This is a genomic window from Nonomuraea turcica, assembly GCF_030718205.1.
In the GTDB taxonomy this organism is placed as follows: domain Bacteria; phylum Actinomycetota; class Actinomycetes; order Streptosporangiales; family Streptosporangiaceae; genus Nonomuraea.
The window spans coordinates 157,104-170,333 of record NZ_JAUZQF010000019.1; the positions used below are offsets into that span (position 1 = coordinate 157,104).

Sequence of the window (13,230 nt, forward strand, 5' to 3'; positions counted from 1 at the left end):
CCGCTCGTCGCGCTGAAGGGACCTTTCGCCGCACGCCATCACCAACTAATCGCCGCACGCCGTCGGCTCAGCGAACAACCCAGCTACAGATCTCCACGCCGGGTAGGTTGCGCTCTTACCTTGAGCGTGATCCGCATCACAGTGGAGGTCCCGTGACAACAAGAGAACACGACGCATCGGTATACGAACAAGTCCAGGAGAGCACTGAGTTCCAAGAACTGAAGAAACGATTCCGCGCCTGGACTTTCCCCATGACCGTGGCGTTCCTCGCGTGGTACCTGCTGTACGTCGTGCTGTCCGGGTGGGCGCGCGACTTCATGGGGATCAAGCTGTTCGGGGAGATCAACGTCGGGCTCATCTTCGGCTTGCTCCAGTTCGTGTCCACGTTCTGGATCGCGTGGGCGTACGCGAGGCACGCCGAGAAGAAGCTGGACCCGATCGCCGACAAGCTGCGTCACGAGGTTGAGGAGAAGTCCAAGTGAGCTCGACCACGCTGGGAATGATCCTCTTCCTCACCTTCGTCGCCGCGACGCTGGGGATCACGTTCTGGGCGAGCCGCCAGACGAAGACGGCCGCCGACTACTACGCGGGCGGCCGATCGTTCACCGGCGTGCAGAACGGCCTGGCCATCGGCGGCGACTACATGTCGGCCGCGTCCTTCCTCGGCATCGCGGGCATCATCGCCTTGTCCGGCTATGACGGGTTCCTGTACTCGATCGGGTTCCTCGTCGCCTGGCTCGTGGCGTTGCTGCTGGTGGCCGAGCTGATGCGCAACTCCGGCAAGTTCACCATGGCCGACGTGCTGGCGTTCAGGATGAGCCCGCGGCCGGTCCGCACCGCCGCCGGCGTGTCCACGATCGTGGTGAGCATCTTCTACCTGCTGGCGCAGATGGTCGGCGCGGGCGCGCTGGTCGGCCTGCTGCTCGGCATCACCACTCCGGCGGGCAAGGCGTGGACGATCGTCGGCGTGGGCGCGCTGATGATCGTGTACGTGGTGTTCGGCGGCATGAAGGGCACGACCTGGGTCCAGATCGTCAAGGCCGTGCTGCTGATGGGCGGCGCCGCGCTGGTGACAGCGCTGGTGCTGGGCAAGTTCGGCTTCAACCTGTCGGCGCTGCTCGGCCAGGCCGCCACCACCAGCGGCCCGAAGGCCAACCCCGGCAACTTCCTGATCCCCGGGCTGAAGTACGGCACTGACGCGCAGGGTCTGGCCGGCAAGATCGACCTCATCAGCTTGGGTCTGGCGCTGGTGCTCGGGACGGCGGGCCTGCCGCACATCCTCATCCGCTTCTACACCGTCCCCACCGCCAAGGACGCCCGCAAGTCGGTCCTGTGGGGCATCGGCATCATCGGTACGTTCTACCTGCTGACCCTCGTCCTCGGCTTCGGCGCGGCGGCTCTGGTCGGCAAGGATGCCATCGTCGCGGGCGACAAGGCGGGCAACACGGCAGCGCCGATGCTGGCCCAGGCTGTCGGCCAGGACATCTTCGGCCCGGTAGGCGGCACGATCCTGCTGGCGCTCATCGGGGCGGTGGCCTTCGCCACGATCCTGGCGGTGGTCGCCGGCCTCACCCTCGCCTCCTCCTCCAGCTTCTCCCACGACCTGTACGCGCACGTCTTCAAGCGCGGTCAGGCCACCGAGCGGCAGGAGGTCGTGGTGGCGCGGATCTCCGCCCTGGTCATCGGCGCGGTCGCGATCGGCCTGGGCATCCTCGCCCAGGGGCAGAACGTGGCGTTCCTGGTGGCGCTGGCGTTCGCGGTGGCGGCCTCGGGCAACCTGCCCGCGATCCTCTACAGCCTGTTCTGGAAGCGGTTCAACACGGCGGGCGCCGTGTCGGCCATCTACGGCGGTCTGATCTCCGCCCTGGTGCTGGTGGTCTTCTCGCCGGTGGTGTCCGGTGGGGAGACGGCGCTGTTCAAGACGGCCGACTTCGCCTGGTTCCCGCTGAGCAACCCCGGCATCCTGTCGATTCCGATCGGCTTCCTGTGCGGCTGGCTCGGCACGATCATGAGCAAGGAGTACAACGCCGCCAAGTACGCCGAGATCGAGGTCCGCTCGCTGACCGGCGTCGGTGCGGAGAAGGCCACACAACACTGAGTCCCTGCCCCCCAACGAGGCGCCGCCTGCCCTGAGGCGCCTCCCCGCCGAAGGCGCCCCACCCCCCGCCCGGGGCGTCTTCCGCGCCGAGGGCCCGGCCTCCTCGCGAGGCCGGGCCCTTCTCCTGCCCGGATGTGTGGTGTGCTACTGCTCCTGCTTTCGCTCGTATCGGGCGCGCCGGGCGATGATGCGGCTTCCGAGCCGTTGGAAGAGGGCGGCGGTCGCGAGCGCTCGTCCGCTGCTATGGGAAGCGCTGCGCCGGCTCGCCCCACTGGGCGAAGGCGGCCCGCGAGAGGTAGCCCCGCGAGGGAGCCCGTCGAGTGCGTGGCCGACGCGACCGGCGTCCGGACCATCGAGGATTCCGGGCGATACTAAGCCCAGCTCATCGCAGGGGGCGGCACCGCTCCCGACCTGCCCAGGATCGAGGCATTCGGCTCACACATGCGCATCACCACCACCGACCAGGCCTATCACCTGGACAGCGGGCACTACCGGCTGACCGTCTCCCGTACCGACCCCAGCGCCGAGCTGGAAGGCTGGATGACGCTCAGCCTCCTCGCCTCCGTCGGCACCGCGAACGGGCGGGACGAGACGTACGAGACGCTCCCGACCGTGCTCGTCGAGCGCGGTAACGTGGCGATCTTCGATTTCCCGCAGCGCACGACCGCGTGGGAGACGAAGATCGTCCGGCTGACCTGCACCCCCGAGACGATCGCGCTGGAGGTGCGGGTCGAGGGGGACGGCGTGCTCGGCGACGTGACGCTGATGGGCGGGCGGGCCGTGCTCAACAGGCGCGCGGCCGGCACGTTCCGCAGCGGGCTGCATGCCCGTGGCGTCTTCAACCCCACCCCCACCCATCCCGTGCAGGTCGTGCGGCCGGTGTCCGTGCCGCTCGCGCTCACCGTGATCGGCGACGCCTCGCCGGGCCGGCTGCACGCGGTCTTCTCACCGCCGCCGCTGGTCCTGGCCTTCACCAAGGAGGAGCCGGACGGCGCCACCGCCGTGCCGGACGGGCCGTGGCTGGGGGCCTCGGTACGCGCCGGGGTCGCCGACCTGACCTTCACCGAGCTCGCGTACGAGCCGCTCGACGGCGGGGTGATGCTGCGCTTCGACTACGAGTGCCACACGGTGGTGCGTGGCTCATGGACGTCACCCGCGGTCGTCTTCCGCACCGCGTCCTCCCCCTGGGAGGCGATCGCGCAGCACCGAGATGACCTGGTCGCGCACGGGCTGGCGCCCGATGGGCCCGTCCACGAGCGTCACGACTGGTGGAGCGAGCCGATCTTCTGCGGCTGGGGCGCCCAGTGCGCCAGAGCAGACGGCCGGTCGCCGGTGGACCTGTCCCGGCAGGACCTCTATGACGAGTGGCTGGCCAGGCTCGAACGCCACGGCGTCGTGCCGGGGACCGTCGTCATCGACGACCGCTGGCAGCTGACGTACGGGGACATGGAGCCCGATCCGGCGAAGTGGCCCGCGCTGCGCGAGTGGATCGCGGCCAGGCACGCGCGCGGGCAGCGGGTGCTGCTGTGGTGGCGGGCCTGGTCGGCCGACGGGCTGCCGGCCGAGGAGTGCGTGCTCGACGCCGGCGGCCGGGCCGTGGCCGCTGACCCGTCGAACCCCGCCTACCGGCTCCGCGTCCAGCGGATCATGGAGCGGCTGCTGGGCGACCTCGGGGCCGACGGCTTCAAGATCGACTTCACGCAGTGGTTCCCCAGCGGGTCGCATCTGAAGTCGTACGGCTCGACCTGGGGCCTGGCACTCCTGCACGAGCTGCTCGCCACCATGTACGACGCCGCCAAACGCGTCAAAACCGATGCCCTGATGGTCACTCACACGCCGCATCCCGCCTTCGGGGACGTCACCGACATGGTCCGGCTCAACGACGTGCTCGAGTACGACGCCCGTGGCGAGCCCGTGCCGGCCGCCGACCAGCTCCGCTTCCGCCACGCGGTCGCCACCCACGCCATGCCCAGTCATCTGATCGACACCGACCAGTGGCCGATGCCCAGCAGGGCGGACTGGCTGGCCTACGCCGAGGCGCAGCCGTCGCTCGGCGTGCCCGCGCTGTACTACGCCGAGCGCATCGACAACTCCCTGGAGGAGATCACCGGAGCGGACCTCGAACTGGTCGCGAGGTGGTGGCGACGATGAGGCGGGCCGCCAGGGCATCCATTGTGGGAACGATACCGGATAGAATCACGCCTCGATGAGCAGTGATGTGACCGAAGTTGTGCCCGGGGTGTTCCGCGTTGCGGACACCTGCCACGTTTACGTCGTGGCGGCCCCCACGCAGGCGGGGGAGGAGCGCACCGGGATCGCGATCGACTTCGGTTCCGGCCGCGTGCTCGACCTCCTGGCCGAGATGGGGATCGACCGCCTCACCCACGTCCTGATGACCCACCACCACCGCGACCAGGCCCAGGGCCTGGCGAGAGCGGTCGGCGCGGGCATCCCGATCCACGTTCCGCCGGTCGAGCGTGACCTGTTCGAGAAGGTCGGCGAGATGTGGGCGGGGCGCCAGATCAGCAACGACTACGACCTGCGCGACGACCGGTTCTCGCTGCTCGACTCGGTGCCGGTGGCCGGCGTCGTGCCCGAATACCGGACGGCGACGTACGGCGGAGTGCAGGTGCGCGTGCTGCCCACCCCGGGGCACACCCCCGGCTCGGTGACGTACGTCGCCGGCAAGGCCGCCTTCACCGGCGACCTCATCTACGCCCCGGGCAAGGTGTGGTCTCTGGCCGCGACCCAGTGGTCGTACACCGAGAACGAGGGCCCGGCCATGGTCATCCTGAGCTCCGAGCTCCTCCAGCGGGAGGAGCTCGAGGTGTTACTGCCGTCGCACGGCGAGCCGATGACCGACCCGCACGACGCGCTCCGGCAGCTCTCCCAGTCCATGCAGCGATATGTGAACTTCCGCCGCCCCCACCCCTGGGACGTGCGCGGACTCCTCCACAACCCTTTCGTCGAGGTGACCTCCCACCTGCTGATGAACAGGAGCGCCAATTCCCACAGCTACGTCCTGCTGTCGGAGTCCGGCGCCGCCATGGTCTTCGACTTCGGCTACGACATGTCCACCGGCCTGGTGCACAACACCTCACGCGCGGCCCGCCGTCCCTGGCTGGCCTCGCTCCCCGCCCTGCGCGAGCACTACGGCGTCACCAGCATCGAGGTCGCCCTCCCCACCCACTACCACGACGACCACGTGGCCGGCATGCCGCTGCTGCGCGACGTCGAGGGCACGCAGATCTGGACTCCGTCCCACATGGCCCCCATCCTGGCCACGCCGCTTCACCATGATCTGCCCTGCCAGTGGTTCGACCCCATCCCCTCCGACCGGGTGCTGGAGCTGGGGGAGACCGTGCGGTGGCGCGAGTACGAGATCACGGTGCACGACCTGCCGGGACACACATTGTTCGCGGCGGCGTACGAGTTCCAGGTGGATGGCCACCGGGTGCTGGTCACCGGCGACCAGCAGGACGGCATGGGCATCCCCGGCGAACGCCAGGAGAGCCTGAACTTCCAGTACAAGAACAGGTTCAGGATCGAGGACTACCGCAAGAGCGCCGCACTCTACCGGCGCCTGCGCCCCGACCTCATGGTCAGCGGCCACTGGCGCCCCCGCTGGGTGGACGACGACTATCTGCACATGCTGACCGAACGCGGCGAGGAACTCGTCGCCCTCCACTACGACCTGCTCCCGCTGGAGCACCTGGACCTGGGGGCGGACGGGGTGCTGTGCCGCCTGACGCCCTACTATGCGAGCGTTCCCGCGGGCGGCGAGCTGGTGCTCACGGCCACCGTGCGCAACCCGTTCCCGGACAAGGTCGTGGCCACCATCGAGCTCGTCGTTCCCCCAGGCTGGCAGCGGGAGCAAGGGTCCGTGACGCTAAGGCTGCCCGGAGGGGGTATGGAGCAGGTGCATCTCCGTCTCGGCGCCGACGTCGTGCCGCGACGCCGCGTTCGCCTGGCGGTCGACGTGACCATCGGCGATCTGCGTCTCGGGCAGCACGCCGAGGCGCTGGTCGATGTGGTCGGGGAAGGGCCTCGATGACCATAGAGCGGCGTACCCCCCTCAGCCGCTCCCGGCGGCCCACCATCAAGGACGTCGCAGAGGCCGCCGGCGTCTCCCGCTCCACCGTCTCCCGCGCGCTGACCGGCCGCGGGTACGCCGCCAGCGACGTGCGCGAGCGGGTCCTGCGCGCGGCCGCCGAGCTCGGATACGTGCCCGACGTCATGGCCCGCACGCTCAAACAGCAGGTCAGCAGGTCCGTCGGGGTCCTGGTGAGCGACCTGCGCAACCCGTTCTACGCGGAGCTGGCGGCAGGGGCCAGCAGGGAGGCCCGGCAGCGCGGCTACACTATGGTGCTCGCGGACACGAGCCTGTCGGCCGAGGCGGAGAGCGAGGCCGCCGAGGCGCTCGTCGCGCTCAGGGTGGCGGGCGTGGTGGTGACGCCCAACTCCTCGGCCGTGTCCACCTACCTCTCCTCCCACGGCATCCCGGTGGTCGAGGTGGACCGGCAGTTCGCGCCCGGCTCGACGGACGGGGTGGTGGTGGGCAACCGCGTCGGCGCCCGTACGGCCACCGCGCACCTGGTCGCGCTGGGGCACCGCAGGATCGCGCTGTTCATCGACGAGACCGACTGGACCACCGGCTACGAGCGTTACCAGGGTTACCTCGAGGCGCTCGGCGCCGGTGACATCAAGGTGGATCCCGGCCTGGTCGTCTCGTCCGGCTGGGACGTGACGGACTCGCGGCGCCGGGCGCTCGACATGCTGCGCGGGCCCGATCGGCCGACCGCCGTGTTCGCCGCCAACAACGTGCTCGCCGAGGGCGTCTGGCGGGCCATCCGCGAGCTGGGGCTGCGGGTGCCGGATGTCATCAGCCTGGTCGCCTTCGACGACGCGCCCTGGATGAGCATGGTCTCGCCCATGGTCACCACCGTCTCGCAGGACACCTTCGGCCTGGGTGCGACGGCGATACGCAGGCTGGACGAACGGATTGGGATGCCGGAGGCGGACTCCGTCACGACTGTGCTCACCGTGCAGCTCGTGGCCCGCGAATCCACCGCATCACCGCCCATAATCTGACATTTCACCCATTGTGTGCGTTGACCGGACGGGAGAGGTCGCCCTAGGATCCGCTGTGGGAACGATGTCACAAGCCCTCGAGCGGCAGCCGTTCCCGTCGGAGGCCCCATGGAGCACGTTGGCGCAGACCCGGCCCGGGCGCACGGCGGGCCGCTGCCGGCGGTGCTCGCGGCACACGTCGAAGGACATCTCGCCGCCGCGCGGGGCATGGCGGCGCTGATCCCGGACGTGGAGGCCGCCGCGGACCTGATCATCGCGACGTTCGCGCACGGCGGCACCCTCTACACGATGGGCAACGGCGGCAGCGCGGCCGACGCCCAGCACCTCACCGGCGAGCTGATCGGCCACTACAAGCGCGAGCGCCGCCCGCTGCCCACGGTGACGCTCACGACCGACGCCACGGTCATGACGTGCATCGCCAACGACTACGCCTACGAGAACGTGTTCGCCCGCCAGGTGCAGGCGCTGGCCCGTCCGGGCGACGTGGTGGCCGCGTTCACCACCAGCGGCAACTCGCCCAACGTCATCAGCGCGCTCAAGGCCGCACGGAGCAAGGGCGCGGCGACAGTACTGTTCGGCGGCAAAGACGGAGGCGCCGCTGCCGAGCACGCCGACCACCTCCTCCTCGCCCCCTCCTCAGAGACGCCGCGCATCCAGGAGATCCACACACTGATGCTGCACATGATCAGCGAGAAGGTCGACGTTTGGGCGGCCTCATGACCAGGCGCCCCGCCCCCATGGCCAACGCGCCCTCCGGCGCCCAGCCGTCCGGCCTGCCGCGTGCCCCCCGCCCGGCGGCCACCCCCGGTCGCACCCTGCACATGATCGGCAACGCGCACCTCGACCCGGTGTGGTTGTGGCCCTGGCAGGAGGGCTACCAGGAGGCCCGCGCGACGTTCTGGTCGGCCATCCACCGTATGGACGAATACCCCGACTTCGTCTTCACCTGTGACCAGGTCGTGCTGCTGTCCTGGGTGGAGGAGTCGGACCCGGAGCTGTTCGCCAGGATCCAGGAGAAGGTCGCGGAAGGCCGCTGGGTCATGGCCGGCGGCTGGTGGGTGGAGCCCGACTGCAACATGCCCTCCGGCGAGTCGTTCGTCCGCCAGGGCTTGTACGGGCAGCGCTACCTGAAGGAGAAGTTCGGCGTCACCGCGACGGTCGGCATGAACGTCGACCCGTTCGGCCACAACGCCATGCTGCCCGCGATCCTGCGCGGCCAGGGCATGGACTCCTACTGCTTCCTGCGCCCTGGACCGCACGAGGCCGACCTGCCCGGCACGATGTTCTGGTGGGAGAGCCCCGACGGCAGCCGCGTGCTGGCGTACCGGATCCCGTTCGAATACTGCAGCCCGCCCGGCGAGGTCGCCGGCCAGACCGAGAAGGCCCTGGGCCAGCTCGACCGCTCGCTCGGCGACCTGATGATCTTCTACGGGGTGGGCAACCACGGCGGCGGCCCCACCAAGGCCAACATCGAGTCCATCCACCGCTACGACCGGATGGGCACCTTCGGCGAGCTGACGATGTCCTCGCCGCGCCGCTACTTCGACGAGATGGCCAAGCGCCTGGGGGAGCGCGGCCTGGCGGAGCTGCCGGTGTGGCGTGACGACCTGCAGCACCACGCGGCCGGCTGCTACTCCTCCCACTCCGGCGTCAAGGCCTGGCAGCGACGGGCACAGGCGGCGGTGCTGTCGGCCGAGCGCTGGGCCGCGGTCGCCGGCCACGACGTGCGCGCGGACCTGGAGCGGGCGTGGAAGCAGGTGCTGTTCAACCAGTTCCACGACGTGCTGCCGGGCTCGGCGATCGAGCCCGCCTATGACGACGCCCGCGACCAGCTGGGGGAGGCCGTCGCGATCGCCAAGCGGATCATCACCCGGGCCCACAACGTGATCGCCCGTGACATCCGCATCCCGCAGGAGGACGGCACCCAGCCGGTGGTCGTCTTCAACCCGCACCCGTGGCCGGTCACGACCCGGGTCGAGATGCAGTACGGCCTCGCGCCGGCAGGCGTGCGGGTCGTGGACGCCGACGGCGCCGACGTGCCCTGCCAGCGCACGCAGTCGGTCGCCACCACTGACGACAAGGGCCGCGGCGCCACGGTCTTCCAGGCCGAGCTGCCGCCGCTGGGCTACCGCCTCTACCGCCTGCGCCAAGGCGCCGCGACGGCCCCGAGCGGCCTGTCGTGCGGCGAGACCCACATCGAGAACGACGTGCTGCGCCTGGAGCTCGACCCCGCGACCGGCTGGCTGTCCAGCCTGCTCGACAAGCGCACCGGCGTCGACCTGGTGGCTGGGGCAGCCGGCGAGCACACGGTCATCTGCGAGGACCCGACCGACACGTGGGGGCACCGCGTCATCTCCTACGACTGGCCGGGCGAGGCGATGGCGGTCACGAACATCGTGCTGCGCGAGCAGGGCCCGCTGCGTGCCCGCATCCGGGTGGAGCGGGAGTGGGGCCGCTCGACGATGGTGGAGGAGTTCATCCTGGGCGCGGGCGGCGACGACGCGGTCGAGGTGCGGGTCACCATCGACTGGCGGGAGCAGGCCCACCTGATGAAGCTGCGTTTCCCGGTCGCGCTGAAGTCCCCGGCCGCCACCTATGAGATCCCGTTCGGGCACTTGAGCAGGCCACTCGACGGGGCCGAGGAACCGGCGCAGTCGTGGGTGGATCTGTCGGGGGCCGGCGCCGGCCTCGCCGTCGTGAACAACGTCAAGCACGGCTACGACGTATCGCCCGGCGACCCCGGCCGCAGCCCCAGCATCGGCATCACCGCCGTGCGCAGCCCCGTCTACGCCTGGCACGACCCGCGGCTGCTGGACCCGGAAGGGTACTACTCCTACCAGGACCAGGGGACGCAGCGGTTCACGTACCTGCTGGTGCCGCACGCCGGCGACTGGCGGGCGGCCGGGCTCGCGCGGCGGGCGGCGCTGCTCGGCTCCCCGGTGCGCGCCATGCTGGAGAGCTTCCACGACGGCGCGCTCCCCGCCGCCCGCGGCTACCTCGACGACGGCGGCGGCCAGATCATGGTCACCGCGGTGAAGACGCACGAGGACACCCCACGCGACCTCGTCGTCCGCGCCGTCGAGACCACCGGGCGAGCCGGCGTGGCCACCTTCGACATCCCGCTCGCCCGGATCCGGCTCACGGCGGACTTCGGGCCGAGCCAGATCCGTACGTTCCGGATCCCGCTCGACGATCCGCTCTCCGCCGTCGAGACCGACCTCGTCGAGCTGACCACCCGCAGGGGCGCGTTCACGGTGGAAGCATGGTGATGATCGCCGACCGGTGCCGACCAGGCGTCCCCGTCGAACCAGCACGTCCACGCGTACGGGCTGGTGTGCACGGCGGAACTGATCGAGCTGTCGCAGGCGCTGGGCGATCCGTACTACGCGGAGCGGGCGCACGAGACCCTGGAGCGCGGGAGTGCTGCTGCTGGCCTGCGAGCAGGTGGTGGCTCGGGACCGGGCTACCCGTGGCCTTCCTGTCCACCGCGTCAGCTGAGCAGCAAAGCCAAGGCGAGGGCGAGCAGCAGGGAGTCAAGCCGATCCAGCAGTCCACCGGCGCCCGCCAGCCACGAAGCGGAATCCTTGGCCTCGACGCCTCGTTTGATCATCGACTCCAGCAGATCCCCCAGGGGAGCACCGATCGTCACGGCGACGGCCAAAGGGAGCGTGAACGCACCCAGCAGAGCCAGCATGACCAGGCCGGCGACGGCGCCGGTCAGCAGGCCGCTCCAATGCTTGGCCGGTGACAGCGGTGACAACTGTGGCCCGCCCAACAGCCTGCCGGCGAACGAGGCGGTGATGTCTGCGACCGACACCGCGGCGAACAATGCCAGGACGGCCGGGCCGAGCAGCACCACTCCGATCAGCGGCGCGAACCACACGATGCCGAGAACACTCAGGCACAGCCGATTCAGCCCACCCGCCGCGTCCCCGGCCAGCAGCGGGACCAGCGCGACGACCAGGACTACGGTGGCGAGCACTCGAGGCAGCTGCGCAGGGGCCAGCCAAGCCGCCAGGGGTGCGATGGCCACGGCGAGAGTGAGCACCACGCGGTCCGGCCGGGGCAGGCGGGTCAGCCGGCCGTACTCGACGGCGCATCCCACACCCGCCGTCGCGGCCAGGACGGCCGCACCACTAGGGCCGAGATACAGGGCGGCGACCACTACAGGCACGGCCACCGCCCAGGCGCACCACCGCAGAACGTACTCTCGCCGCCGCGACACGGCCACAGCGATCCCGCCGGCCGCCAGTACGCCGGCGAGGTAGGGGATCAGATCACCGACGTCGGTCAAACCGTCCGCCGCAGGCCACGTAGAGCGTCGTCCACGGTCGCGGCGGTGCGGGCGTTGGCCGAGGCCTCGCGCACCGCGATCCGCACTGTCCTGCCCTCGAACGCCGGCGACAGCGGTGACAGGTCACGCAGAAACACCCCCTGACGCCGGCACCGGTTGACCAAGCGGGTGGCACTGGGGCCACCGCGGGGCAGCGTGAGCAGGACGAAGTTCGCCGCCGACTCGTGTACCCGCAGGTCCTCGTCGATCGAGGTGAGCGCCGCTGCCAGCTCGGTGCGCAGGAGGGCGGTCTGCGCCCAGCGGGCGGTGTAGTAGCCGGGATCACGCAGGGCGTACACCGCGGCGATCTGCGCGGGCAGGCTCACCGCCCACGGCGGGGTCCAGCGCCGTAGTTCGGCCGCGATCTGCGGTGGTGCGGTCAGGTACGCCGCCCGCAGACCCGACAACGCGTACATCTTGGACATGGACCTGCACACGACGGTGTTGTCCGTGCTCGCCGCGTACCGCTCCAGCGACTGCCCGGGCCCGCCGTAGCCGACATAGGCCTCGTCGATCCAGAACCGGGTTCCGCCCGGCGCCTGGGCCAGCACTTCCCGTAGCTCGCCCGCGTCGAGGTGCACGCCGGTGGGGTTGTTGGGATTGACGACGACCACCAGGTCGTAGCGTCCGCGCAGGCAGTTGGCGAAGCGATCCAGGTCGATCCGCCACCCCTCCTCACGGCGCAGGGAGAACCGGTCGGCACGACAGCCGATCACACGCTCGACGACATGGGCATACTCGCCGTAGGAAGGATCAACCAGCAGCACTCGTGAAGAGGCGTTCAGCCAGTTGCCGAACGCGCGGAAGATCAGATCGGAGGAACCGGCACCGACGGCGACGGCACCCTCCGGCACGTTCCGGCGAACCGCGATCTCCTCAATCAGCCCAGCGGCCCGCGCAGGCGGAGATGTCCGCATGATCCACTCTTGGTCACCAGTCAACGCCGCGACGACGGTGGCGGCAGGCGGAAACCATGCGTCGAGCACGTCGGCGGACACAACGTCGCGGTGCGCTCCCAGGGTGTCGAAGCGGTGACCCAGCGCCTCGATGGAAGCGCCGCCGTGCTCGCAGGACTCCGCCTCGGGTAAGAAGGACACCTCCAATCCCCAGCGCACCGTCTGCTGTAAGTCACGCAGCAGCGGACCGTACCGCCGCAGTGTCCGGTCAGTCAGATCGGCGACCTCGCCCGTCAGGAGCTCAAAGTCGACCGCACCCGAACGCACGGGCACGCCGGTGGAGGCCAGCCCCAAATCCGAATACATCGGCAGAAGCTCGACACGGCCCAAGGCCACGATCGTCCGGCCGCCGTGCGACATCACCCACCGCAGCGCCGCGTACATCAGGAGCTTGCCCGTCATCACACCCCGTCGACTCGGATCAACGGTCAGGATCCGGATCTCAAACAGGCCGCTCTCACGCAATGCCGGGTGCTCCTGCCTGCGCAGGTACTTGTCGATCGAATAGCGTCCCGCCCACGGAGGCGTGACGCTGACGAATCCGACAGGTCGGTCCCGGAGGGCCGCCACGATGTAGATGTTGTCCTCGTCGAGGTCGTCGATGAGCTGCCCTGCCGCATTGGGGGCGTGCTGACCAAGTTCACGGGCGTACACCTCGTGCCGGAGGCGGTAGATCCACTCACGGTCAGCATGCGACGCCAAACGTAATTCCAGCCCATCGGCGACCACGGTCATGATCTCACCGTATATCG

9 protein-coding genes are annotated in these 13,230 nt (G+C 69.9%); 7 read left to right on the forward strand and 2 right to left on the reverse strand.

Translation table 11 applies throughout. The features are described 5' to 3' along the window. Positions 1-152: 152 nt before the first annotated feature. The 7 genes from Q9G87_RS40475 (at position 153) to Q9G87_RS40505 (ending at position 10,458) form a co-directional block, all read left to right on the forward strand. Complete coding sequence (locus tag Q9G87_RS40475; protein ID WP_305921898.1) at positions 153-482, forward strand: DUF485 domain-containing protein; 330 nt, start codon at positions 153-155, stop codon at positions 480-482. A gap of 17 nt (positions 483-499) precedes the next feature. Then, positions 500-2,098 (forward strand): solute symporter family protein, encoded by a 1,599-nt coding sequence (locus tag Q9G87_RS40480; RefSeq protein WP_305922004.1) that lies wholly within the window; start codon positions 500-502, stop codon positions 2,096-2,098. A 441-nt stretch (positions 2,099-2,539) separates the two neighbouring features. Further along, entirely contained in the window at positions 2,540-4,249 is a 1,710-nt protein-coding gene (locus Q9G87_RS40485) for an alpha-amylase family protein (protein WP_305921899.1), read from the forward strand. Positions 4,250-4,316: 67 nt separating this feature from the next. Continuing rightward, on the forward strand, positions 4,317-6,152 hold the full coding sequence (locus tag Q9G87_RS40490; RefSeq protein ID WP_305921900.1) for an MBL fold metallo-hydrolase: 1,836 nt from the start codon (positions 4,317-4,319) through the stop codon (positions 6,150-6,152). Then, positions 6,149-7,189, forward strand: coding sequence for a LacI family DNA-binding transcriptional regulator (locus tag Q9G87_RS40495; protein WP_305921901.1), 1,041 nt, complete (start codon positions 6,149-6,151; stop codon positions 7,187-7,189). The genes Q9G87_RS40490 and Q9G87_RS40495 overlap by 4 nt, the downstream gene beginning before the upstream one ends. Before the next feature lie 108 nt (positions 7,190-7,297). Then, entirely contained in the window at positions 7,298-7,909 is a 612-nt protein-coding gene (locus Q9G87_RS40500; RefSeq protein ID WP_305921902.1) for a D-sedoheptulose-7-phosphate isomerase, read from the forward strand. Beyond that, entirely contained in the window at positions 7,906-10,458 is a 2,553-nt protein-coding gene (locus Q9G87_RS40505) for an alpha-mannosidase (protein ID WP_305921903.1), read from the forward strand. Before Q9G87_RS40500 ends, Q9G87_RS40505 begins: the two co-directional genes overlap by 4 nt. A 221-nt stretch (positions 10,459-10,679) precedes the next feature. Here Q9G87_RS40505 and Q9G87_RS40510 read toward each other — a convergent pair whose 3' ends face one another. Further along, positions 10,680-11,483 (reverse strand): phosphatidate cytidylyltransferase, encoded by an 804-nt coding sequence (locus tag Q9G87_RS40510; protein ID WP_305921904.1) that lies wholly within the window; start codon positions 11,481-11,483, stop codon positions 10,680-10,682. Further along, positions 11,480-13,213, reverse strand: a complete 1,734-nt coding sequence (locus tag Q9G87_RS40515; protein ID WP_305921905.1) for a pyridoxal phosphate-dependent aminotransferase — start codon at positions 13,211-13,213, stop codon at positions 11,480-11,482. The genes Q9G87_RS40510 and Q9G87_RS40515 overlap by 4 nt, the downstream gene beginning before the upstream one ends. Positions 13,214-13,230: the final 17 nt, after the last annotated feature.